At 61.8% G+C, this 23917-nt stretch carries 19 protein-coding genes; all 19 read left to right on the top strand.

Annotation, left to right across the window (positions count from 1 at the left end; translation table 11 throughout):
* The first annotated feature begins 29 nt into the window (after window positions 1–29).
* Window positions 30–2081, top strand: coding sequence for an NADH-quinone oxidoreductase subunit L (nuoL, locus tag DDF70_RS05260; RefSeq protein ID WP_114943805.1), 2052 nt, complete (start codon window positions 30–32; stop codon window positions 2079–2081).
* Window positions 2081–3592, top strand: a complete 1512-nt coding sequence (locus DDF70_RS05265; RefSeq protein ID WP_114943806.1) for an NADH-quinone oxidoreductase subunit M — start codon at window positions 2081–2083, stop codon at window positions 3590–3592. Before nuoL ends, DDF70_RS05265 begins: the two co-directional genes overlap by 1 nt.
* Before the next feature lie 7 nt (window positions 3593–3599).
* The gene (gene nuoN, locus DDF70_RS05270; protein ID WP_114943807.1) at window positions 3600–5039 is read left to right on the top strand and encodes an NADH-quinone oxidoreductase subunit NuoN; all 1440 of its coding nucleotides are present in this window, start codon (window positions 3600–3602) and stop codon (window positions 5037–5039) included.
* A gap of 2 nt (window positions 5040–5041) precedes the next feature.
* Window positions 5042–5866: a biotin--[acetyl-CoA-carboxylase] ligase gene (locus DDF70_RS05275; RefSeq protein WP_245435373.1), complete on the top strand. Its 825-nt coding sequence runs from the start codon at window positions 5042–5044 to the stop codon at window positions 5864–5866.
* 5 nt (window positions 5867–5871) lie between these two features.
* Entirely contained in the window at window positions 5872–7545 is a 1674-nt protein-coding gene (locus tag DDF70_RS05280) for a ribonuclease J (protein WP_114943899.1), read from the top strand.
* Between the two features lie 14 nt (window positions 7546–7559).
* Window positions 7560–7964, top strand: coding sequence for a methylmalonyl-CoA epimerase (mce, locus tag DDF70_RS05285; RefSeq protein ID WP_114943808.1), 405 nt, complete (start codon window positions 7560–7562; stop codon window positions 7962–7964).
* Window positions 7965–7971: 7 nt separating this feature from the next.
* Window positions 7972–8310 (top strand): DUF1467 family protein, encoded by a 339-nt coding sequence (locus DDF70_RS05290; protein ID WP_245435374.1) that lies wholly within the window; start codon window positions 7972–7974, stop codon window positions 8308–8310.
* 387 nt (window positions 8311–8697) lie between these two features.
* A complete protein-coding gene (gene proS, locus DDF70_RS05295) occupies window positions 8698–10026 on the top strand; it encodes a proline--tRNA ligase (RefSeq protein WP_114943810.1) in 1329 nt (442 codons plus the stop codon).
* Between the two features lie 7 nt (window positions 10027–10033).
* On the top strand, window positions 10034–11323 hold the full coding sequence (locus DDF70_RS05300) for a lipoprotein-releasing ABC transporter permease subunit (protein WP_114943811.1): 1290 nt from the start codon (window positions 10034–10036) through the stop codon (window positions 11321–11323).
* Window positions 11324–11325: 2 nt separating this feature from the next.
* On the top strand, window positions 11326–12021 hold the full coding sequence (locus tag DDF70_RS05305) for an ABC transporter ATP-binding protein (protein ID WP_114943812.1): 696 nt from the start codon (window positions 11326–11328) through the stop codon (window positions 12019–12021).
* Window positions 12022–12406: 385 nt separating this feature from the next.
* Window positions 12407–15880 (top strand): DNA polymerase III subunit alpha, encoded by a 3474-nt coding sequence (dnaE, locus tag DDF70_RS05310; protein ID WP_114943813.1) that lies wholly within the window; start codon window positions 12407–12409, stop codon window positions 15878–15880.
* Window positions 15881–16310: 430 nt separating this feature from the next.
* Window positions 16311–17333, top strand: coding sequence for a 30S ribosomal protein S2 (locus tag DDF70_RS05315; protein WP_114943814.1), 1023 nt, complete (start codon window positions 16311–16313; stop codon window positions 17331–17333).
* A 105-nt stretch (window positions 17334–17438) separates the two neighbouring features.
* Entirely contained in the window at window positions 17439–18368 is a 930-nt protein-coding gene (gene tsf, locus DDF70_RS05320) for a translation elongation factor Ts (protein WP_114943815.1), read from the top strand.
* A 71-nt stretch (window positions 18369–18439) separates the two neighbouring features.
* A complete protein-coding gene (gene pyrH, locus DDF70_RS05325; RefSeq protein ID WP_425374055.1) occupies window positions 18440–19153 on the top strand; it encodes a UMP kinase in 714 nt (237 codons plus the stop codon).
* Between the two features lie 71 nt (window positions 19154–19224).
* On the top strand, window positions 19225–19785 hold the full coding sequence (frr, locus tag DDF70_RS05330) for a ribosome recycling factor (RefSeq protein ID WP_114943817.1): 561 nt from the start codon (window positions 19225–19227) through the stop codon (window positions 19783–19785).
* A 27-nt stretch (window positions 19786–19812) separates the two neighbouring features.
* On the top strand, window positions 19813–20580 hold the full coding sequence (locus DDF70_RS05335) for an isoprenyl transferase (RefSeq protein ID WP_114943818.1): 768 nt from the start codon (window positions 19813–19815) through the stop codon (window positions 20578–20580).
* A gap of 2 nt (window positions 20581–20582) precedes the next feature.
* Window positions 20583–21440, top strand: coding sequence for a phosphatidate cytidylyltransferase (locus DDF70_RS05340; protein WP_114943819.1), 858 nt, complete (start codon window positions 20583–20585; stop codon window positions 21438–21440).
* 6 nt (window positions 21441–21446) lie between these two features.
* On the top strand, window positions 21447–22628 hold the full coding sequence (gene dxr / locus DDF70_RS05345; RefSeq protein WP_114943820.1) for a 1-deoxy-D-xylulose-5-phosphate reductoisomerase: 1182 nt from the start codon (window positions 21447–21449) through the stop codon (window positions 22626–22628).
* A gap of 87 nt (window positions 22629–22715) precedes the next feature.
* Window positions 22716–23879 (top strand): RIP metalloprotease RseP, encoded by a 1164-nt coding sequence (gene rseP, locus DDF70_RS05350; RefSeq protein WP_114943900.1) that lies wholly within the window; start codon window positions 22716–22718, stop codon window positions 23877–23879.
* The last annotated feature ends 38 nt before the right edge of the window (window positions 23880–23917 follow it).

The following is a 23917-nucleotide window of genomic DNA, read 5'->3' on the forward strand; positions in this document are numbered from 1 at the left end:
GCCCAAACGGATTGGCGAAGTAAACGAACATGTATCACGCAATCGTCTTCCTGCCGCTCGTCGGCTTCCTCATCGCAGGCATCTTCGGACGCGTCCTTGGCGCCCGGCCGAGTGAGATCATCACCACGGCGCTCCTGTTCGTGGCGGCGGTTCTCTCCTGGGTATCCTTCATCCATGTGGGTTTCGGCGAGGAGCCGATGATCCGCGTGCAGATCGCCCAGTGGATGTCCGTCGGTGACCTCCAGGTGGATTGGGCGTTTCGCATCGACACGCTGACCGCCATGATGCTGGTGGTGGTCAACACGGTCTCGGCGCTCGTGCATCTCTATTCCATCGGCTACATGCACGAGGATCCGCACCGCCCGCGCTTCTTTGCCTACCTGTCGCTCTTCACCTTCGCCATGCTCATGCTGGTGACGGCCGACAACCTCGTCCAGATGTTCTTCGGTTGGGAAGGCGTGGGCCTCGCGAGCTACCTGCTGATCGGCTTCTGGTATCAGAAGGATTCGGCCAACGCGGCCGCCATGAAGGCGTTCATCGTCAACCGCGTCGGCGATTTCGGCTTCCTGCTCGGCATCTTCACGATCTTCGTGCTGTTCAACGGCGTCACTTTCGACCAGATCTTCCCGCGTGTGTCCGAGTTCGCTGACGCGAAGTTCCATTTCCTCGGGATCGAGTGGCACGCCCTGACCATTGCCTGCCTGCTGCTTTTCATGGGCGCCATGGGCAAGTCGGCGCAGTTCCTCCTGCACACCTGGCTTCCTGATGCGATGGAAGGTCCGACGCCGGTTTCCGCGCTCATCCATGCCGCCACCATGGTGACGGCCGGCGTATTCATGGTCGCGCGCCTGTCGCCGGTGTTCGAGTACGCTCCGGCGGCTCTGACGGTCGTCACCGTGATCGGCGGGATCACGGCCTTCTTCGCCGCGACCGTCGGTCTGGTTCAGAACGACATCAAGCGCGTCATCGCCTATTCGACCTGCTCGCAGCTCGGGTACATGTTCGTCGGCCTTGGGGTCGGCGCCTACGGGGCGGGTGTGTTCCACCTGTTCACCCACGCCTTCTTCAAGGCCCTCCTGTTTCTTGGCGCGGGCTCTGTCATCCATGCCATGCACCATGAGCAGGATATCCGCCACATGGGTGCTCTGCGTCGCTACATCCCGTTCACGACGGCGATGATGGCGATCGGCACACTGGCGCTTACCGGCTTCCCGTTAACTGCGGGCTACTACTCGAAGGATGCGATCATCGAGGCAGCCTATGCAGCCCATTCGTCGGCCGGATCCTTCGCCTTCCTGGCAACCGTCGTCGCAGCCTTCATGACATCGTTCTACTCGTGGCGCCTGTTCTTCCTGACCTTCGAGGGAAGTGCGCGCTGGGGACACGGACATCATGCGCCGAGCGCCCACGAGGGCGTCGAGCATGACGAATCGGGTCACGACGTCGAACCCGCATCTCATGCTCAGCACGAGCACGGCCGTGACGACCATGCTCATGGCCACCATGGCTCGCACATGCCGCACGAGAGCCCACTCGTGATGCTGCTGCCGCTTCTGGTGCTTGCGACCGGTGCGGTTCTTGCCGGCATCGTCTTCCACGGCGCCTTTATCGGCGAGGGCTACCAGGAGTTCTGGAAGGGTGCGTTGTTCACCCGCCCGGAAAATGAGATCCTGGAGACGATGCACCATCTCCCGGGCTGGGTGCCGCTGCTGCCCACGATCATGATGATCCTCGGCTTCCTTGTCGCTGTGTACATGTACATCATCGACAATAAGCAGCCGGCGAAGCTCGCGGCCGATCACCCGATCCTGTACCGTTTCCTCCTGAACAAGTGGTACTTCGACGAGCTTTACGACGCGATCTTCGTGCGGCCCGCCATGGCCATCGGCCGGTTCTTCTGGCGGACGGGCGACCAGCGCATCATCGACGGGCTCGGGCCTGACGGCATCTCGGCCCGCGTCCTGGATGTGACGCGGGGCGTGGTGCGGGTCCAGACGGGCTACGTCTACCACTATGCCTTCGCGATGCTGATCGGCGTTGCCGCTCTCGTGACCTTCTATCTCTTCAGGGGAGCCCACTAATGCTCGGCTTCGGCATCCTCTCCGGCCTTCTCATCCTTCCTCTCGTCGGAGCGGCCTTTATCCTGACCCTGCGCGGCGACAGCGACGCTGCTCGCTCGAATGCGCGCTGGACTGCTCTCGCCACGACGATCGCGACCTTCCTGCTGTCGCTCGTGGCCTGGGCGCGTTTCGACATCACCTCGGCCTCGTTCCAGTTGGTGGAGAGCCATGCCTGGTTGACCGACACGATCCGGTTCAAGCTCGGCGTCGACGGCTTCTCCATGCCGCTTGTCCTGCTCACGACGTTCCTGATGCCGTTCTGTATCCTGGCTTCGTGGGACTCGATCGAAACCCGGGTGAAGGAATACTTCGTCGCCTTCCTGGTGCTCGAAACCACGATGATCGGCGTGTTCTGCGCGCTCGACCTCGTGCTGTTCTACCTGTTCTTCGAGGCTGGCCTCATCCCGATGTTCCTCATCATCGGCATTTGGGGCGGCAAGCGGCGCATCTACGCGAGCTTCAAGTTCTTCCTCTACACCCTGCTCGGCTCTGTCCTGATGCTGCTGGCCATCATGGCCATGTACTGGACCGCCGGCACGACCGACATCCCGACGCTGCTTGCCTACAAGTTCGCTTCGAGCCTGCAGATCTGGCTCTGGCTGGCGTTCTTTGCCTCTTTCGCGGTGAAGATGCCGATGTGGCCGGTCCACACCTGGCTGCCCGACGCGCACGTGGAAGCCCCGACGGCTGGCTCGGTGATTCTGGCAGGCGTTCTCCTGAAGATGGGTGGTTACGGCTTCATCCGAGTGTCGCTGCCCATGTTCCCGGATGCGTCGCTCTATTTCGCCCCGCTGGTCTACGCTCTTTCCGTCATCGCGATCATCTACACGTCGCTGGTCGCGCTGATGCAGGAGGACATCAAGAAGCTCATCGCCTATTCCTCGGTGGCGCATATGGGTTTCGTGACCATGGGCCTGTTCAGTATGAACGAGCAGGGCATCCAGGGCGCCATGTTCACCATGATCTCCCACGGCCTCGTCTCGGGCGCGCTCTTCCTCAGCGTTGGCGTGATCTATGACCGAATGCACACCCGCGAGATCAAGGCCTATGGAGGGTTGGTGAACCGGATGCCGCTCTATGCGGTGGTCTTCCTCATCCTGACCATGGCGAACGTGGCTCTGCCCGGCACCTCCGGCTTCATCGGCGAGTTCCTGACCCTCATGGGGGCCTTCCGGTCCAACACATGGGTGGCGTTCTTCGCCGCCAGCGGCGTGATCCTCTCGGCGGCCTATGCGCTCTGGCTGTACCGCCGCGTGGTGTACGGACCGCTCGACAAGCCCGCGCTCCAGGGGATCACGGATCTGAACCGTCGCGAGATCATCACCTTCGCGCCGCTCATTCTCCTCATCATCTATTACGGCGTGCAGCCCGGCCCCATCCTCGACGCCTTCGCGGCTCCGACGGATGCGCTCATGAGCAACGTTCAGGCTGCGCTCGCCACCGTGAAAACGGCCGCTGTCGCCGCACACTGAGGTTTCGATGAATCCCGCCCTCACCATTCCAGCTTTCGGTCCGATGTTGCCAGAGATCCTCATGGCAGTCGGAGTCCTCGTCCTGGTCCTGTTCGGCGCATTCCGCGGCGAGCGTCCCGGTTACGGCATGAGCATCATCGCACTGGCGCTTCTCGCCGTCACGTTCGTAGCGGTGCTGATGCTACCGGGCGATCGGGTCGAGACCATGGCCGGCTCCTTCGTGTTCGACGGTTTCGCGAAATTCATGAAGGCGTTGACGCTCCTGGCCTCGGCCGGTGGCATCATTCTCTCTCTGGATTACATGCGCCGTGAAGGGATCTACCGCTTCGAGTATCCGATCCTTATCGTTCTCTCGACCATCGGCATGATGATGGTCATCTCGGCAAACGACCTGATCGCTCTCTATCTCGGCCTGGAGCTGCTCAGTCTCTCATCCTATGTGATCGCGGCGTTCGACCGTGACAATGCGCGCTCGACCGAGGCCGGCCTGAAGTACTTTGTGCTTGGTGCGCTCTCCTCGGGCATGTTGCTGTACGGTGCCTCGCTGGTCTACGGCTTCGCTGGCAGCGTCTCGTTCCCGGTGATCGCCACGGTCCTGCAGGGGAACGTGGGCATTGGTGCTATCGTCGGCCTCGTGTTCGTGGCCGCTGGCATCGCGTTCAAGATTTCCGCAGTGCCGTTCCATATGTGGACGCCCGACGTCTACGAAGGATCTCCTACGCCTGTGACAGCCTTCTTCGCCGCCGCGCCCAAGATGGCCGGCATGGCTATGGCCACCCGCGTGTTCATCGATTGCTTCCCGGGCATTTTGATCCAGTGGCAGCAGATCATCGTTTTCATCTCGATTGCCTCGATGGCGCTCGGCTCCTTCGCGGCTATCGGCCAGCGTAACCTCAAGCGCCTGATGGCCTATTCGTCCATCGGCAACGTGGGTTATGCGCTGATCGGCCTTGCGGCCGGCACGCCCGAGGGCATCCAGGGCGTCGTCATCTACATGGCGATCTACCTTGCCATGACGCTCGGCACCTTCGCGGTCATCCTTGGTATGCGCCGCGGCAACGTGATGTTCGAGTCGATCGACGACCTTTCCGGCCTCGCCCGCACCCATCCGGCCCTTGCGTTCTGCCTGGCGATGATGATGTTCTCGCTGGCCGGTATTCCGCCGCTTGCAGGCTTCTTCGCCAAGTTCTACGTCTTCGCCGCCGCGATCCAGGCCAATCTCGTGACGCTCGCCGTGATCGGCGTCGTGACGAGCGTGATCGGCGCCTATTACTACCTGCGCATCGTGAAGGTCATGTACTTCGACGCGCCGGTCGAGCGGTTCGAGCGTATGTCCCCGGGCGTGAGCTTCGTTCTCGTGCTGTCGAGCGCCGTGGTACTCCTGTTCTGGTTGGTTCCGGCACCCATCGTCAACGCAGCGGGCGCCGCTGCGCGCTCCTTGTTCTGATCGTGCATCTGTCGGCTGAGACGGAGGCCGCCGGTTATCGGCTTCTCTCGCTCGAGGCGACGGGCTCGACGAACGATGACGCACTGCAGGCTGCCCGGAACGGCGATCCAGGTCAGCTCTGGATCACCTCGGCCGAGCAGCTGGCGGGCAGGGGGAGGCACGGCAGGAAATGGTCGTCGCCTCCCGGCAACCTCTACGCCAGCCTCCTTCTGATCGACCCGTGCGACATGCCCTCGGCTCCGCAGCTGGGTTTCGTCGCCGGGCTTGCCTTGCATGAGGCCGTCGAGGCCGTGACGGGAATCGGCGCACCGCGTCTTTCCCTGAAATGGCCGAATGACCTCCTTCTCGATGGCGCAAAGTTGTCCGGCCTCCTGCTGGAAGGACATCGCCTCCAGCCGAACGGGCCTGTCGCTATCGTCATCGGCTTTGGGGTGAATGTCGTTTTCGCGCCGACCGGTACGCCATACCCGGCGACCACGTTGCAGGTTATCAAACCGGGTCTCGACAGAAGCGAGGTGCTCCGCGCCCTGTCCTCCGCTTTCGCCGCTACATTCTCGGCTTGGCGCACGTCTTCGAGGATGAATGTGTCGGATCCGTTCGGCGCCATCCGACGGCTCTGGCTGGAACGGGCCGCTGGCCTCGGGCAGGAGGTCACGCTCCGCTTGCCCTCTGGTGACAAGAAGGGAACATTCGAGGGGCTCGACAGGTTCGGACGCTTGCAGTTGAAAAGCCTCGACGGCTTGGAACTCATCGATGCAGGCGACCTTTATTTTCCCAATTTGCTGCACGATATAGCCAAGCCTGAGGCTGGCTCGAAAAGGTTTTGACTTTGATGGCTTCTAACCAGGACGAATTGGTCTTTCTCCCCCTTGGAGGACTCGGCGAGATCGGCATGAATGCTGCGCTCTACGGCTTTGGGTCCGAGGCGGAGCGGCAGTGGATTCTGGTCGATTGCGGTATGGGCTTCGGCGGCGAGGAGAACCTGCCTGGCATCGACCTCGTCTATCCGGACCTGCGCTTCATCGAGGAAGAGCGCCACAATCTTCTGGGGATCTTCATCACCCATGCCCATGAGGACCACATCGGCGCGCTCGTCGAGATGTGGCCACGCCTCCAGGCCCCAGTCTATGCAACCAAGTTCGCCATCGGGCTTCTGGAGACGCGGCGCCTGTCGGAGCCCGATGCGCCGAAGGTCGACCTCAATGAGATCGCGCCCGGTCAGCGTCTGAAACTTGGCCCGTTCGACATCGAATACGTTCCGGTTGCGCACTCGATTCCGGAATCGAATGCTCTCGCCATTCGTACGCCCCAGGGGCTCGTGGTGCATACGGGGGACTGGAAGCTCGACAATACACCTTATCTCGGCAGCCTCACATCGGAAGAAGCCTTTCGCGCCCTCGGTGACGAAGGGGTGCTGGCGCTTGTCTGCGACTCCACCAATGTCGTCCGTGAGGGCACGAGCCCCAGCGAGTCCGACGTTGCGAGAAGCCTGGCCGAGCTGATCAAGGATGCACCGCATCGCGTCGCAGTCACTACCTTCGCGTCAAACGTTGCGCGTATCCGCTCGATTGCGGAGGCCGCCCGCGAGTGCGGCCGCGACGTTGTGGTGGTCGGCCGCGCCATGGACCGAGTCGTCGAGGTGGCCAAGGAGTGCGGCTATCTCGAAGGGCTGCCGGAATTTCGGTCCACGGAGAATTTCGGCTACATCCCGCGCGACAAGATCGTTGCCATCCTGACGGGCTCCCAGGGTGAGCCCCGCGCGGCCCTGGCCAGGATCGCCCAGGATGAACACCCGGACATCGCACTCTCCTCCGGGGATCGGGTGATTTTCTCATCCCGGGCCATCCCGGGAAATGAGAAGGGCGTGGGCTCGATCATCAATAATCTGATCGAGCAGGGTATCGAGGTCATCACCGACCGCACTGAGCTTGTCCATGTCTCTGGCCATCCCCGGCGCGGAGAGCTGGAGCAGATGTACCGGTGGACCCGGCCGCGCATCGCCATACCAGCCCATGGCGAGCCGTTGCACCTGAGCGAGCACGCGAAGTTCGCCAGGGCCCAAGGCGTCCCTGAGGTCGTCCGCGCCAAAAATGGGACCCTCGTGCGCCTTGCCCCTGGCCCGGCCGAGATCATCGATAACATTCCGGCTGGCCGCCTCTACCGCGACGGCAATATCGTCATCGGAGCAGGTGAGCGGGCCTTGCCGGAGCGCCGCAAGCTCGCGTTCGCCGGCATTGTCACCGTGGCCATCGCCATCGATGATCGTGGTGAACTTGTCGGCGACCCTGTGATCGACGCCATGGGTCTGCCTGACAAGAACCGCCAAGGAAGGGACCTGACGGACATCATCGCCGATACGGTCGGCGATCTGCTCGACAGCCTGTCTAAAGCCAAACGGCGAGATCCAGAAGCCGTTGAGAATGCAGTCCATCGGGCCGTTCGTGCGGCAGTGAACCAGGAATGGGGCAAGAAGCCCGCCTGCCACGTACTCGTCATCGAGGCCTAATAGGGGAAGTTCCGATGATCGGACGTCTCAACCATGTCGCCATCGCCGTGCCTGACATTGCGGCGGCCGCCGAGATGTACCGCAAGACGCTCGGGGCCGAGGTTTCAGCACCCGAAGCGCTGGAAGAGCATGGCGTGACGGTCGTCTTCATTACCCTGCCCAACACCAAGATCGAACTCCTGGAACCCTTAGGTGGAGAATCGCCCATCGCACGGTTCCTGGAGAGGAACCCGGACGGCGGCATGCATCACATCTGCTATGAAGTGGACGATATCGTCGCGGCGCGGGACCAGCTTGTGAATTCCGGGGCAAGGGTGCTCGGCTCCGGCGAACCCCGGATCGGAGCTCATGGAAAGCCGGTGCTTTTTCTCCATCCGAAGGATTTCAACGGCACGCTTATCGAGCTTGAGCAGACCTGAGGACAAGGTGTTGATAAGCTTTGTAAAAAAACTGGCAGGGTCGCTCTGGTCCACAATTGCCGTCGTGGCGGTCGTCTCCGGCATCGCAGTCGCCATCGCTGTCAATGCTTTCGGACTCCGAGTAAGCGGAGCCTTGGCACTTTACTTCGTGATATGGTGGATCCTGCTCTTCGCTGTCCTGCCCTTCGGCATCCGCAGCCAGGTCGAGACCGGGGAGGTCATCCAGGGAAGCGAGCCCGGAGCCCCGGCACTTCCAGCTCTGCGCGAAAAGGCGATCTGGACGACACTCGTTGCGTCCATCGTTCTCGTGATTGCCGCTGCAGTCTTCCCACTGGCGGGTCTCTAAGCGGAAGCAGGCAGTGCAAAAAAGAAAAGCAAGGCTTTCGCCTTGCCTAAACTGCCTTTTGGCAATTTTTGATCCCTGGCTTTCTCAGACCAGCGCCTCTTGGCGCTTGGGGACCTTGTTCCTCCCGAAACTCGGACCGTAGCCTCTGACCTTAGAAGGTCCAAGACGTTAGGGTTTCGTTTATAGTCACCTTGTCCCCTTATGTCACCTTTTGTAGGCATGCCCTGATGCATTTTTCGGCATTTCTTGTATTGATCTTTGGTCTAATCCATCTCGTCGCAGGCCCGTTCAGGCGATGACAGCTTGTCTTTTGGCCGGTGCCTGTGTTGTGTGCTGGAAGCGAGTCGCTACCTATTTCTTGTTTCGATCGAGACCCAAAGGCGTCCTATGCGTTTGAGCCGCTACTTCCTCCCCATTCTCCGTGAGACGCCGAAAGAGGCGGAGATCGTGTCTCACCGCCTGATGCTGCGCGCCGGCATGATCCGCCAGGAAGCGGCAGGGATCTATGCTTGGCTGCCGCTAGGCTTGAAGGTGCTCAACAAGGTCAATGCCATTGTCCGCGAGGAGCAGAACCGCTCCGGCGCCATTGAGCTTCTCATGCCCACGATCCAGTCGGCCGACCTGTGGCGGGAATCCGGCCGTTATGATGCCTACGGCAAGGAGATGCTGCGCATCCAGGACCGGCATGAGCGCGAGATGCTCTTCGGTCCGACCAATGAGGAGATGGTGACGGAAATCTTCCGCGGTTATGTGCGCTCCTACAAGGATCTGCCGCTGAACCTTTACCATATCCAGTGGAAGTTCCGCGATGAGGTGCGCCCGCGCTTCGGCGTCATGCGCTCGCGCGAGTTCCTGATGAAGGATGCCTATTCCTTCGACCTGGACCAAGCCGGCGCCGTGCATTCCTACAACAAGATGTTCGTCGCCTATCTTCGCACATTCGCTCGCATGGGCCTGAAGGCGATCCCGATGCGGGCCGACACCGGTCCCATCGGCGGTAACCTGAGCCACGAGTTCATCATTCTCGCCTCGACGGGCGAGAGCGAGGTCTTCTGCCATGCAGATTACCTGAACTTCGACATTCCGCCCGCCGACACGAATTTCGACGACATTGCCGGTCTCCAGAGCACCGTCGACAAATGGACGTCGCTTTACGCCGCCACGTCCGAGATGCACGACGAGGCGGCCTTCAACTCGGTCTCGGAAGACAAAAAGATGTCCGCCCGCGGCATCGAGGTTGGGCATATCTTCTATTTCGGCACCAAGTATTCCGAGCCCATGGGTGCGAAGGTCATGGGGCCTGACGGGCAGGAAAAGCCTGTCCATATGGGTTCCTACGGCATCGGCCCGAGCCGCCTCATCGCCGCTATCATCGAGGCGAGCCACGACGAGAACGGTATCATTTGGCCGGAAGCAGTCGCTCCCTTCGACGTGGCGATTCTGAACCTGAAGGTCGGGGACGCGGCGACCGATGCCGCCTCGGAGCGGCTCTATCGGGAACTCGGAGCCGCGGGACGAGATGTTCTCTATGACGATCGGGACGAGCGCCCAGGCGGGAAGTTCGCCACGGCTGATCTCATCGGCGTCCCGTGGCAGGTCCTGATCGGACCGAAGGGGCTTGCTGAAGGCAAGGTCGAGTTGAAGCATCGCGCCACTGGAGAGCGCGAGCACCTCGCGCTCGACGACCTGGTCGCCCGGCTGACGACGCAAAAATAAGGCGGTTATGGCCAAGGAACGAGAAGCCAAGACGACCCCGACGGGAACGAAGCCGTTTTCGCTCTTCGAGTGGATGCTCGCCGGGCGTTACCTGCGCACGCGGCGGCGGGAGGGCTTCGTCTCGGTCATCGCCGGGTTCTCGTTCCTCGGCATCATGCTCGGCGTCGCCACGTTGATCGTCGTGCTCTCGGTCATGAACGGCTTCCGTAAGGAACTGCTCGACAAGATCGTGGGGATCAACGGCCACATCTTCGTGGCGCCGCTCGAAAGCCCGCTCACGGATTACCCGGAGGTCGCCGCCCGCATCGCTGCGGTGCCGGGCGTCAAGCGGGCGATCCCGCTGGTGGAGGGGCAGGCTTTCGGCTCCTCCCAGTACAACGGCAGCGGCGTTCTCGTGCGCGGAATCCGCGCGGAGGATCTGCGCAAGATCGAACATATCGCCGGCAATCTGCGCCAGGGCACGCTGGAGAACTTCGAAGACGGTGAGGGGGTCGCCATCGGTCGTCGCCTCGCCGATGCGCTCTCTCTCCAGGCTGGCGATACCCTGACGATCATCACACCGCGCGGAGCTTCGACCCCTTTCGGTACGGCGCCGCGGGTCAAGGGATATCCCATCAAGGCGATTTTCGAGATCGGCATGTCGGAGTTCGACTCGACCTTCGTGTTCATGCCGCTGACCGAGGCGCAGAACTACTTCAACCGCCAGAACGACGTGCAGCTCATCGAGGTCTACCTCGATAATGCCGACCGGGTGGACGAGGCCCGCGTCGCCATCGACGAGGCGGCGGGACGCCCGATCCTCATGACCGATTGGCGCCAGCGCAATCGAACGTTCTTCGGAGCGCTCGAAGTCGAGCGGAACGTCATGTTCCTCATCCTCACGCTCATCGTGCTGGTGGCGGCGCTCAACATCATCTCCGGCCTCATCATGCTCGTGAAGGACAAGTCGGAGGACATTGCGATCCTGCGTACCATGGGAGCGACCCGCGGCGCCATCATGCGGGTCTTCCTGATCACGGGGGCTTCGATCGGTATCGTCGGCACGATTGCGGGTTTCGGGCTCGGGCTGCTGCTGGCACTCAATGTCGAGACGATCCGCGACGTCATTTCCCGGCTGACGAATACCAACCTCTTCCCGGCGGAGCTCTACTTCCTGAGCCGATTGCCGGCGGAGGTGAATCCCACCGAAGTGGCGACGATCCTCATCATGGCAATGGTGCTGTCGCTCCTCGCGACCCTGTATCCCTCTTGGCGGGCCGCGAAGCTCGATCCCGTCGAAGCGTTGCGTTACGGATAAGTATGTCGCCGACTCAAGCCCAGCCAGCCCTGTATCTCTCCAAGGTCGAACGCCGTTACCCTCAAGGGGACAGCTTCCTCGAAGTGCTGCGTGGGGCTGATCTCGCGATCTGGCCCGGCGAGATCGTTGCGCTCATTGCGCCGTCCGGCACGGGTAAGTCGACCCTGCTCCATCTGGCAGGTCTGCTCGAAAGACCTGATGGCGGCGAGGTCTTCGTCGGCTCGAAGCAGACTGCCGCCATGAACGATCAGGAGCGCACCCGCATTCGGCGCGAGGAACTCGGTTTCGTGTACCAGTTCCACCACCTCCTGCCGGAGTTCTCGGCCCTGGAGAACGTGGTGATCCCGCAGCTCATTCGCGGTTTGTCGAAGGCGGAAGCCCAGGATCGAGGGACGCAACTCCTGACGTTCCTGGGACTGGGCAAGCGTCTCGATCACCGTCCTGGCGAACTGTCCGGGGGCGAGCAGCAGCGCGTTGCGATCGCTCGCGCGGTCGCAAACGCGCCGCGCCTTCTCCTGGCCGACGAGCCGACCGGCAATCTCGACCCCAACACGGCGGATCGCGTCTTCCAGACCCTTGTCGCCATCGTCCGGGCGTCCAAGCTGGCGGCCCTGATCGCTACGCACAATCTGGATCTCGCAGCCCGCATGGACCGGCGCGTCACGATCCGTGATGGCCTGATCGTTCAGCTGCCTTAAAGGCATTCCTACACGTTCACCGAGGAAAGCGTTGTCGGCGCAGGGAAAGTCGCGCGCGCGCCTTAACTGTCTGTTGACTCCGTCCCGAGCCTGGAGGCTTCACAGCCTTTACACAGAACATCCAATGAACAAAGATAAACATATTGGGAACACCGAGAACACACCATGCTTCGCTTCATCCTTGAGACCACCGCCGAAATCGCCTCGCTGGCAATGTTCGGCTCTGCCGTGGCAATCTGGGCTCTGGTTCTTTCTCCCATCGCTTGATACCGGGATCCATAACAACTCACCGGGATTCACAGGAACATAGTCCTCGTGGCCGGAGGTTAGGCTTCCTTAGAAAAGAATCGTGCCACTATGCGTGCCGTTCGATGAGTAGAGTTTTATGGCGCGCATTCTTCACGATATCGGTTTCGTCCACCTGCATGTCCATTCCTCGTACTCGCTGCTCGAGGGGGCATTGAAGGTCGCGCAGCTGGCCAAACTCGCCGCTGCCGACAAGCAGCCGGCTCTTGCGCTTACCGACACCAACAATCTCTTCGGCGCCCTCGAATTTTCCGAGAAGCTCGCGGGCTCTGGGATCCAGCCTATCGCGGGTGTGCAACTCTCCGTCTGCTTCGAGGAGCCGGATCCGGTTGCCCGTATAGTGCCGCAGCCGTCCAACATCGTGCTGCTCGCGCAGAACGAGGAGGGCTATCGCAACCTCATGCGTCTCGTAAGCCATGCCTACTTTGGCGTGCCGCTTGGCGAGAACCCTCGCGTCATGGGGCCGGTGCTGTTGGCCCATAGCGAGGGGCTGATCGCCTTGACGGGCGGCTTCTCAGGTCCGCTCGATTGTGCCCTGCGCAACGGTGCACGCCAGGACGTTGCGCAGGCACGGCTCGACATGCTGAAGAACGCCTTCGGCCATCAGCTCTACGTCGAAATTCAGCGCCATGGCCTGGAGGATGAACGCCTGATCGAGGGCGAACTGCTCGCATTGGCGGACCGCAACGGGCTGCCTATCGTAGCGGCAAATGAACCCTTCTTCTCGTCGTCTAAGGACTACGAGGCGCACGATGCGTTGCTCGCCATCGCCGAAGGGCAGATCGTCTCCAACCCGGATCGACGCCGCCTTTCGCCGGAGCATCACTTCAAGACGCGCCAGCAGATGATGGAATTGTTCTCGGACCTGCCGGATGCGCTTCAGGCCAGCGTCGAGATCGCCATGCGCTGCGCCACGCGCGTGAGAACCCGCAAACCCATTCTTCCGAATTTCGGCACCGGGCCCGATGCGGCCGCGTTGGATGAAGGGGAGGAGCTGAAACGGCAGGCGGAGGAGGGACTTGAGAAGCGCCTCGCCGCGCATGGCCCTGCGCCGGGCCTGACCGAGCAGGATTACCGCGACCGCCTCGCTTACGAGATCGGCATTATCCGGAACATGAAGTTTCCGGGTTACTTCCTCATCGTGTCAGACTTCATCAAGTGGGCGAAGGATCACAACATTCCCGTCGGACCGGGCCGCGGGTCGGGTGCGGGATCGCTCGTGGCCTATGCGCTCACCATCACCGATCTCGACCCCTTGCGATTTGCTCTGCTCTTCGAGCGCTTCCTCAATCCGGAACGCGTTTCGATGCCCGACTTCGATATCGACTTCTGCGTCGAGGGTCGCGAGCGCGTGATCGAATATGTGCAGCAGCGCTACGGCGAGGAGCAGGTCGCACAGATCATCACCTTCGGTACGCTGCTCGCCCGGGGCGTGATGCGCGACGTCGGCCGCGTGCTCGAAATGCCTTACGGTCAGGTCGACAAGCTCACCAAGCTGGTGCCGCAGAACCCGGCCAATCCGGTGACGCTCGCACAAGCCATCGAGGGCGAGCCGAAGCTGCAGGCCGCCATCGATGAAGAGCCTGTCGTCAAGCGTATGCTCGATATCGCGCAGAAGCTCGAAGGACTGCACCGGCACGCCTCGACCCACGCCGCCGGCGTGGTGATCGGCGACCGTCCGCTTCAGGAACTGGTGCCGCTCTACCGAGACCCGAAAACCGGTATGCGCGTGACCCAGTTCAACATGAAGTGGGTCGAGCAGGCGGGCCTCGTGAAGTTCGACTTCCTGGGCCTCAAGACGCTGACCGTTTTGCGCACGGCGGTCGATCTGATCCGGCGAAAGGGAATCGAGGTCGATCTCTCGGCCTTGCCTCTCGACGACCGCAAGACCTACGAGATGCTCCGGCGCGGCGAGACGGTCGGTGTGTTCCAGGTGGAATCGGCGGGCATGCGAAAAGCTCTCGTCGAGATGGAAACCGACCGTTTCGAGGATATCATCGCCCTCGTGGCGCTCTACCGTCCGGGCCCGATGGCGAATATCCCGGTCTATTGCGCGCGCAAGCTCGGCAAGGATGAGCATAACAAGAAGGACTGGTATCCTCACGAGAAGCTGGAGCCAATCCTGCGCGAGACCTTCGGCATCATCGTGTACCAGGAGCAGGTGATGGAGGTGGCTAAGGTCCTCTCCGGATACTCGCTCGGCGATGCCGACCTTCTGCGCCGTGCCATGGGCAAGAAAATCAAGGCCGAAATGGACGCGCAGCGTGAGCGCTTCGTGTCGGGTGCGAAGGAGGGTGGCCTCGACAAGGCGAAGTCGAACGAGATCTTCGACCTGCTCGCCAAGTTCGCGGACTACGGCTTCAACAAGAGCCATGCGGCAGCTTATGCGCTGGTCGCGTTCCAGACAGCGTACTTGAAGGCCAATCACGCGGTCGAGTTCCTGGCCGCGTCGATGACGCTCGATCTCGACAACACCGACAAGCTCTCGGAATTCCGCCGCGAGGCCCAGCGGCTCGGCTTCAAGGTCATCCCGCCCTCGATCAACCGCTCGGGCGTCGTCTTTGACGTTAAGTACGACACTGAAGGCAAAGGCCAGATTCTCTATGCGCTCGCGGCCGTGAAGGGTGTCGGCCGGCAAGCCATCGAGGCCGTGGTGGAGGCGAGGGGCGATGAGCCCTTCAAGGATCTCGCCGACTTCGCGCGCCGCATCAATCCGAGAGCGATCAACAAGCGTACGCTTGAAAATCTGATCGCTGCCGGTGCCTTCGACGAACTCGAGCCGGACCGCGCGAAGGCCTGCGCCTCCATCGACGCCATGATGAGTCTCGCCCAGCAATCGCACGAGGCAGCCAATGGCGGCATGATGGACATGTTCGGCGGAGTCGCTGCTGCCGGCGTGCAGCTGCGCATCGGGCCTTACGAACCTTGGCCCTCCGCCGAGAGACTGCAGCGGGAATACGATGCCATCGGCTTCTTCCTCTCAGGCCACCCGCTCGACGAATACGGAGATCTTCTCAAGAAGCTGCGCGTGCAGACCTGGGTCGAGTTCTGCCGCTCGGTGAAGGCGGGCAACTCCGTAGGGCGAGTGGCGGCCACCATCCTCGACCGGCAGGAGCGCCGCACCAAGACCGGCAACAAGATGGGCATCCTGACCCTGTCGGATCAGACCGGACAGTTCGAAGCCATCATCTTCTCCGAAGGGCTTCAGCGCCTGCGCGAAGTTCTCGAGCCCGGATCCGCCGTGGTCCTGATGCTTCAGGCCGGTCTCGAAGGCGAAGAGGTGAGGGCGCGGATCGGCATGGCCGAGCCTTTGGACGAGGCTGTTGCCAAGCACCAGAAGAGCATGCGGATCTTCCTGCGCGACGAGCGGCCGATTACGAGCGTCTACGAACGGCTCAAGGCCCGGGGCGAGGGGGAAGTGTCTCTCGTCCTCATCCTCGACGACGGCGACCGGGAGGTCGAGGTCAAACTCCCGGGTAAGTACATGGCCACCCCCCAGATCGCCGGGGCGCTGCGCGCCGTGCCAGGGGTCGTGGACGTTCATGTGAATTAGGTTGATCGGTGACTATTAGATGTTCGGTTGGTTGTTCAACCTCACCCAGGCGCTGTTTAAGCCCTGGATTGAGCGCTATCAACAGACGATCTCATCAGTAGATCCAAACAGCCCGGCTTGGAGCGCCGGGTATGAGAGACGAGTACAGGGCCGGAGGGCGGAGCCTGCCTCTTACACAGATCCGCAAGACCTTGAAAATTATATAGATGGCTGGATAACCGCTGACTCTGAGGCGGAAGATTATGGGTATCCTCCGCTCTAAGGAACGAGAGGCTGGCTAGCCCTACGGTTCCGGCTTGCATTCCGGCCACTTTACCCCTATATGCGCGCCTATCCCACACGCGGAATCGACCTCATAAGCCCATGAGGTATCCCGGTGGCCGGCCGGACCGGTCCACTGATCCGCGGAGGCTTAACCGGAGAATAAACTATGGCGCTTCCTGATTTCTCGATGCGCAGCCTGCTTGAGGCTGGCGCTCACTTTGGCCACCAGGCCCACCGTTGGAACCCGAAGATGGGTCAGTACATCTTCGGCACCCGCAACAACATCCATATTATCGACCTCGCTCAGACGGTCCCGATGCTGCACCGCGCCCTCCAGGCCGTCAGCGACACGGTGGCCAAGGGTGGTCGCGTGCTCTTTGTCGGCACCAAGCGTCAGGCTTCCGATGCGGTTGCCGATGCGGCCAAGCGTTCGGCTCAGTACTACGTCAACTCCCGTTGGCTCGGCGGCATGCTGACCAACTGGAAGACGATTTCCGGCTCGATCTCCCGTCTGCGCAAGGTGGATGAGATCCTCGCCGGCGGCGGCCAGGGACTCACGAAGAAGGAGCGTCTCATGCTCGCTCGTGAGAAGGAAAAGCTTGAGCGTGCCCTTGGCGGCATCAAGGACATGGGCGGCACGCCCGACCTGATCTTCGTCATCGACACCAACAAGGAGCAGCTGGCGATCCAGGAGGCCAAGCGCCTCGGCATCCCGGTGGCTGCTATCGTCGACACGAACTGCGACCCGGACGGCATCACCTTCCCGGTTCCGGCCAATGACGATGCCGGCCGCGCGATCTCGCTCTATTGCGACCTCATCGCCCGCGCCGCTCTCGACGGCATCTCCCGTGGCGCCGGCGCAATGGGCATCGACATCGGCGAGTCCGAGAATCCGATGGCCGAGGAGCTTCCGGCGAACGACACGGCTGCCGCTGCCTATGAAGGCGAGCAGTTCGAGCGTCTTGCCGCTCCCCGTGGCGCTCCCGACGATCTGACCAAGCTGAACGGCGTTGGTCCGCAGCTCGAGAAGAAGCTCAACGAGGCCGGTATCTTCCACTACTGGCAGCTGGCCGCCATGCAGCCGGGCGACGTCGCCCAGCTCGACAAGGACCTGAAGCTGAACGGCCGCCTCGAGCGTGACGGCTGGATCAACCAGGCCCGCTCGATGATCGAAGCCGCTGCTGCGTAAGCCTTACGGCGCCGCAAGATGCAGCGCCGCTTGAACGAATGATCGAGCCCGGCGTTCCACGAGCGCCGGGCTCCCTCTATGCGTGAACCTTTGAAAGGAAAAGCCATGGCGAACATTACCGCTGCGATGGTGAAAGAGCTGCGCGAGACGACCAGCGCCGGCATGATGGACTGCAAGGCCGCCCTCGCCGAGACCAACGGCGACATGGAAGCCGCGATCGACTGGCTCCGCAAGAAGGGCCTGTCCAAGGCCGCCAAGAAGGCCGGCCGCGTTGCGGCCGAGGGCCTTGTGGCCGTCGAGTCCTCCGGTCACACCGCGACGATCCTCGAGGTCAATTCCGAGACGGACTTCGTGGCCCGCAACGACCAGTTCCAGGCTTTCGTCCGCGAAGCTGCCAAGATCGGCCTGATGGGTAACGGCACCATCGAGTCGCTCGAAGCCGCCACGTTCCCGGGCTCCTCCACAACAGTGAAGGACCGCCTGCAGGAGCTCATCGCCACCATCGGCGAAAACATGACCCTGCGTCGCATTGCCAAGCTCGAAGTCTCGAAGGGCGTCATCGCCTCCTACGTGCATAACGCCGTGAGCGAAGGCCTTGGCAAGATCGGCGTCCTTGTGGCGCTCGAGTCCGAGGGTGATGTGGATGCCCTGAGCACGCTCGGCCGTCAGATTGCCATGCACGTGGCCGCCACCAACCCGGTGGCGCTGGATTCCTCCGGCGTCGATCAGGCGACCATCGAGCGCGAGAGCGCCATCCTGCGTGACAAGAACGCTGGCAAGCCAGACCACGTCATGCAGAAGATCATCGAGAGCGGCCTGAAGAGCTACTTCAAGGAAGTCACCCTTCTTGAGCAGCCCTTCGTGCACGATCCGTCGAAGACCATCACCCAGGTCCTCAAGGAAGCCGAGTCCAAGGCCGGCAAGCCGGTGGCCCTCAAAGCCTTCGTCCGCTATGCCCTCGGCGAGGGCATCGAGAAGGAGGAAGCTCCGGACTTCGCGGCGGAAGTGGCCGCCCAGGCCGGTCTCAAGGCCTAAATCGAACCCAGGCAAACGGCGGCTCTTCAGCCGCCGTTTTCATGAGAGGTCTCGAAAAGAAAGGTCTGATGATGGCAACGTTCCGGCGCATCCTGGTGAAGCTTTCCGGTGAGGCCTTGATGGCTCCCGACGGGTACTGGCTCGACACTCAGATCCTCTCCTCCCTGGCCGAAGACCTGGCCCAGGCCACCCGCGCCGGATTCGAGATCGCCGTCGTCATTGGTGGCGGCAACATCATTCGCGGCGCCCGTATGAGCGCCGCCGGCTGGATCGACCGACCCACCGCCGACTCGATGGGCATGCTCGGCACGGTTATGAATTCCCTTGCGGTCGAGACCGCCCTCAATGCGGCGGGCGTGCCAGCCCGCACAATGTCGGCGGTCTCCATGCCGACAATCTGCGAGACCTATGCCCGTCAGCCGGCCCTTCACCACCTCGACAAGGGGCAGGTGGTGGTCCTTGCAGGGGGCACCGGCAACCCGTTCTTCACCACCGATACCGCCGCCGTCCTGCGCGCCGCCGAGCTGCGCTGCGACGCGGTCCTGAAGGCGACACAGGTCGACGGCGTCTATTCTGCCGATCCGAAGAAGGACCCGGCGGCCATCCGATTCGACCGCCTGACCCACGACGAAGCCATTGCCAAGGACCTGAAGGTGATGGATACGGCGGCATTCGCCCTGGCGCGCGAGAGCAAGCTCTCCATCATCGTCGGTTCGGTGCACGCTCCAAGTTCCGTAACTGCCCTTCTCCAGGGGAAAGTGCCCTCGACGGTTGTCGCCCCTTGATCCAAGGGCCTTGATGCTGGACCCTTGGCAGCGTAAGCCCGTTTAAATAGTTCGCGTAAGGACAAAATCTGATGGCCACGACCTTTGATCTCGCCGATGTGAAGCGCCGCATGCAGGGCGCCATCAACGCTTTCAAGAACGACCTGGCTAGCCTTCGCACCGGGCGGGCCTCGCCGAACCTTCTCGATCCTATCCAGATCGACGCCTATGGCTCCCTGATGCCGATTACCCAGGTTGCCACGATCAACGTCCCTGAGCCGCGTCTCCTGAGCGTCCAGGTGTGGGATCGGGGCATGGTCGCCGCCGTCGAGAAGGCGATCCGGGAGTCGGACCTTGGTCTTAACCCGCAGACCGAAGGACAGGTGATCCGCCTGCGCATTCCCGAGATGAACGAGCAGCGTCGCAAGGAAATGGTGAAGGTCGCGCATAAATATGCCGAGGAAGCGAAAATCGCTGTTCGCCACGTGCGCCGCGACGGTCTCGATCTGCTCAAGAAGCTTGAGAAGGACAGCGCGATCAGCGAGGATGACGGCAAGCGTCATGCTGACCAGGTTCAAAAGACCACTGATCAGTTCGTAGCCGAGATCGACGGTCTTCTGGTGACCAAGGAAAAGGAAATCATGCACGTCTGATCCTCGGGCGTGCATCGGGACGGAAATATGAGCGGCGAAGCCAAGCGGTCGGCTCCCATTCTTGCCCAGCAGGACGCGGGCAAGGGGATGCCAAGCCATGTTGCCATCATCATGGATGGAAACGGACGCTGGGCCGCTCAGAGAGGGCTGCCCCGGTTCGAGGGGCATCGGAAAGGGATTGAGGCGATCCGCCGTGCGGTGCGAACCGCAACGGATCTGGGCATCGGATACCTGACGGTTTACAGCTTCTCAGCCGAGAACTGGCGCAGGCCCGCAGATGAGGTCTCCTACCTCATGGGTTTGCTCAAGCGTTTCGTCCGGCATGATCTGGCCGAACTTCACGCCAACAACATCCGCGTGCGGATCATTGGCGAGCGTGAAGGACTGGCCTCCGACATTCGCCTGCTGCTGGATGAAGCAGAGCACCTCACCCGGTCCAATACAGGCCTGACGCTCGTCATCGCCTTCAATTACGGCGGGCGTCAGGAGATCGTGAGCGCCGTGCGAGCTCTTGCACGGAAGGTGATGGAGGGAACGCTCGACCCGGCCGACATCGATATGGCTACGGTTGGAAAGGCCCTGGATACCCATGACATCCCCGATCCGGACTTGGTGATCCGGACCTCGGGCGAGCAGCGGGTGTCGAACTTCCTCACTTGGCAGACGGCTTATTCCGAGTTCGTTTTCCTGCCCTGCTTCTGGCCGGATTTCGACGAAGCTGCGTTCAAGGCTGCCATCGACGAATTCTGCAGGCGCGACCGTCGGTTCGGCGGCCTGAGCGTCCGGGCAGGGTAACGATGGTCTCCGACCAAGGCTCTACCTTGCAGTCCGGCTCCAAGCCAGCACCACCCAAGGAATTGACGACCCGGGTTCTGTCCGCTCTTGTCATGGTCGTTATCGCCCTTGCGGCGGCTTATTGGGGTGGTTGGCCCTTTGCCCTGTTCTGGCTGGCCGCCGGTATCGCAATCATGGTCGAATGGACCAGGATGACCGGGGTAAAGCCGCGCCTGATGGTGCAAGCTGTTCTCGCGCTGGGTCTCGCCGTCCTGACAGGTCTGTTCCTGGCGGATGCCCGTATAGGCTTCTTCATTGCGGCAGGGCTCTTCTTCCTGGTTGCTGGCGCTCTTGTGACAGGCGGGACCACCGACAGGATCTGGTCCGCAACGAGCTTCCTTTACGCGGCCCCGATCGTACTCGTTCCACCTATTGTGCGCGACCATCCCGAACTCGGCCTTCTGGGCCTCTTGTGGATGTTTGCCGTGGTATGGGCGACGGATGTCGCGGCCTATTTCACGGGCCGGACCCTCGGCGGCCCGAAGCTTTGCCCACCTATCAGTCCGAAGAAGACCTGGTCCGGGTTCATCGGCGGGATCGTCGCGGCTGCCCTTGGTGGAGTGCTGGTCGCCTGGGCGGGGCAGAAATTCGGTCTGAGCCTGCCGTTTGGTCTTCTCGGCACGGCTCTTATCTCCATCGTTGCGTCTGTAGCGAGCCAGATCGGGGATCTCGGTGAGTCGGCTCTCAAGCGCCATTGCAATGTCAAGGATTCGAGCCATCTCATCCCAGGCCATGGCGGTGTGATGGATCGCCTGGATGGCTTCTGGGCCGTATGCCTCATCGTTGCGGCAGTTCTTTTGACGTTTCATTTCCTCCCATAGGCATTGATGACCCGTTCCCTTACGATTCTTGGAGCAACCGGTTCAATCGGACGCTCGACAGCCGACGTCGTCCTGGCCCATCGCGAAGAGTTTCGTGTGGAGGCTGTGGTCGGCGGGCGGGATGCTGCCGCGCTCGCAAGTGTCGCCCGAGGGTTGGGCGCCAAATTCGCCGCTCTGGCCGATGAGCGTGGGGGTGAGATCCTAAAGGAAGCGTTGTCGGGAACTGGGATCGGGAGCGGTGCGGGACAATCGGCTGTGCTCGAGGCTGCGGAGCGTGATGCCGACATCGTTCTCGCGGCCATCAGCGGCACGGCCGGTTTGGCTCCGACCCATGCGGCCCTGAAGCCCGGCCGGCGAATCGCGCTCGCCAACAAGGAAAGCCTCGTCAGCGCGGGCGCCGCCTTCATGACTGATGCCCGGCGTCTCGGCATCGAGATCATGCCGGTGGATTCAGAGCATAACGCCCTCGATCATGCTCTTGCGGCAGGCTTGGGCCGGGATGTGGAAAAGGCGGTGATAACCGCCTCCGGTGGTCCGTTCCGCTCCTGGACAAGGGACGCCATTGCGCGTGCTAGCGCCAAGGAGGCATCGGCTCATCCGGTCTGGTCGATGGGATCGAAGATCAACATCGACTCGGCGACCTTGATGAACAAGGGACTTGAGCTGATCGAGGCACATCATCTGTTCGACCTGGAGGAGGAGCGGCTCGACGTTCTGGTCCATCCGGAGGCGATCGTCCATGGTCTTGTGCAGTGGAGCGATGGTGCCGTAACCGCCGGGCTTGCGCTGCCGGACATGAAGGTTCCTATCGCCAACGCCCTGCGGAACCAGGGGCGCCTGACGATGGACCTGCCCCGTCTCGATCTTGCCGCGATTGGCCGATTAAGCTTCGAGCGGCCTGACGAAGAGCGGTTTCCGTGCCTATCTCTGGCGAAGGCCGCACTCAGGGCCGGCGGGGCAATGCCCACGATCTTGAATGCGGCGAATGAGATTGCCGTTGAGTCCTATATGGCAGATCATATCAGGTTTTATGATATTTCAGAGATAGTTGAGCGTGTCTGCTCGATATTCTCGGGAAGACAGATCTCCTCGCCGGCAACCGTGGCAGATGCCCTCGGGATCGACCAGGAAGCCCGGCAAGTGACACGGCAGCTCGTTCCGACCTATGCTCAAGCGACGCGGCTCTAGAGCAGCGGACTCGAAGGCGGGTCCACTTTTCGCTGACGCGGCTCGCTGGGTCCGCACGATGCGCTCAAGAGCGCGAAAGGGATGACGATGGACTTTCTTTCGACGATCAGCGGTGCGACAGGCTCCCTGTTCCTGACCCTGATCTCATTTCTGGTGGTACTCACGGTCGTCGTGTTCATTCACGAATTCGGCCATTTCTGGGTCGGGCGCCTCTGTGGCGTCGGCGTGACGGCCTTCTCCATCGGTTTCGGGCGCGAGCTGATCGGATGGACCGACAAGAAGGGTACCCGCTGGAAGATCTGCGCGATTCCCCTGGGCGGATACGTCAAGTTCGTCGGCGACCTCAATGCCGCGAGCGTCCCGGATCAGGCCGAGCTCGACCGTATGCCGATGGCGGAGCGGTCGATCAGTTTTCCCCATCAGAATGTCGCCAAGCGCGCCGCCATCGTGGCTGCGGGCCCGATCGCCAATTTCATCCTGGCCATCGCGATCTTCGCAGGCTTCAACTACTTCAGCGGCCGGCAGGTTCTCGAGCCGAGAATCGAGGCAGTCCAGCCCGGAAGCGCGGCGGAAAAGGCCGGTTTTCAGCCGAAAGACCTGATTCTGACCGTGGACGGCCGGCAGATTCAGACCTTCGCCGACATGCAGCTGATCGTGAGCTCCAGCGCCGGCGAGCCGCTCGAGTTCACCGTGGAGCGCAACGGGCAGACTATTGCCCTTACGGCAACGCCGAACCTCGTCGAAAGAACCAGTCCTTTCGGAAAGCAGCGTATCGGCCTTCTCGGGGTCGAGGCCTCCCGGGATCCCGCGGCGATCAAGCGCCTGACCTATTCCCCCTGGGGAGCCGTCAAGGCCGCCGTGGGTGAAACCTGGAGCCTGGTCGAGCGGACCCTCAACTTCATCCGCCGCCTGGCCATGGGCTGGGAATCGACCGATCAGCTCTCCGGCCCCATCGGAATCGCCAGGGCCTCGGGGACGGCCTTCGACGTGGGCGGTGTCTACAGTCTGGTCAGCCTGATCGGGTTCATGTCAGTCTCGATCGGACTCATTAACCTTTTTCCCATTCCGCTGCTGGATGGCGGCCATCTTCTGTTCTATGCCATTGAGGCGGTTCGCGGGCGTCCTTTGAGCGAAAAAGCCCAGGAAATCGGCTTCAGAATAGGGTTTGCCCTGGTGGCGATGCTCATGCTGTTCGCCACTTGGAATGATCTTGTTCACCTTGGCACCAGTTTTCTGGCCCGGGGATCGTGACAAGGACGCCACGCTGCTCAAAAATTGGTACTCTGTTG

It is taken from the genome of Microvirga calopogonii, assembly GCF_003347665.1.
In the GTDB taxonomy this organism is placed as follows: Bacteria; Pseudomonadota; Alphaproteobacteria; order Rhizobiales; family Beijerinckiaceae; genus Microvirga; species Microvirga calopogonii.

Coding starts and splice junctions, on each gene's coding strand:
- nuoN (WP_114943807.1), top strand. CDS start 3,600: ATGAATCCCGCCCTCACCATTCCAGCTTTCGGTCCGATGTTGCCAGAG.
- dnaE (WP_114943813.1), top strand. CDS start 12,407: ATGGCGCGCATTCTTCACGATATCGGTTTCGTCCACCTGCATGTCCAT.
- DDF70_RS05335 (WP_114943818.1), top strand. CDS start 19,813: ATGAGCGGCGAAGCCAAGCGGTCGGCTCCCATTCTTGCCCAGCAGGAC.
- DDF70_RS05305 (WP_114943812.1), top strand. CDS start 11,326: ATGTCGCCGACTCAAGCCCAGCCAGCCCTGTATCTCTCCAAGGTCGAA.
- rseP (WP_114943900.1), top strand. CDS start 22,716: ATGGACTTTCTTTCGACGATCAGCGGTGCGACAGGCTCCCTGTTCCTG.
- mce (WP_114943808.1), top strand. CDS start 7,560: ATGATCGGACGTCTCAACCATGTCGCCATCGCCGTGCCTGACATTGCG.
- proS (WP_114943810.1), top strand. CDS start 8,698: ATGCGTTTGAGCCGCTACTTCCTCCCCATTCTCCGTGAGACGCCGAAA.
- tsf (WP_114943815.1), top strand. CDS start 17,439: ATGGCGAACATTACCGCTGCGATGGTGAAAGAGCTGCGCGAGACGACC.
- DDF70_RS05300 (WP_114943811.1), top strand. CDS start 10,034: ATGGCCAAGGAACGAGAAGCCAAGACGACCCCGACGGGAACGAAGCCG.
- pyrH (WP_425374055.1), top strand. CDS start 18,440: ATGGCAACGTTCCGGCGCATCCTGGTGAAGCTTTCCGGTGAGGCCTTG.
- dxr (WP_114943820.1), top strand. CDS start 21,447: ATGACCCGTTCCCTTACGATTCTTGGAGCAACCGGTTCAATCGGACGC.
- DDF70_RS05265 (WP_114943806.1), top strand. CDS start 2,081: ATGCTCGGCTTCGGCATCCTCTCCGGCCTTCTCATCCTTCCTCTCGTC.
- DDF70_RS05315 (WP_114943814.1), top strand. CDS start 16,311: ATGGCGCTTCCTGATTTCTCGATGCGCAGCCTGCTTGAGGCTGGCGCT.
- DDF70_RS05280 (WP_114943899.1), top strand. CDS start 5,872: ATGGCTTCTAACCAGGACGAATTGGTCTTTCTCCCCCTTGGAGGACTC.
- nuoL (WP_114943805.1), top strand. CDS start 30: ATGTATCACGCAATCGTCTTCCTGCCGCTCGTCGGCTTCCTCATCGCA.
- DDF70_RS05340 (WP_114943819.1), top strand. CDS start 20,583: ATGGTCTCCGACCAAGGCTCTACCTTGCAGTCCGGCTCCAAGCCAGCA.
- frr (WP_114943817.1), top strand. CDS start 19,225: ATGGCCACGACCTTTGATCTCGCCGATGTGAAGCGCCGCATGCAGGGC.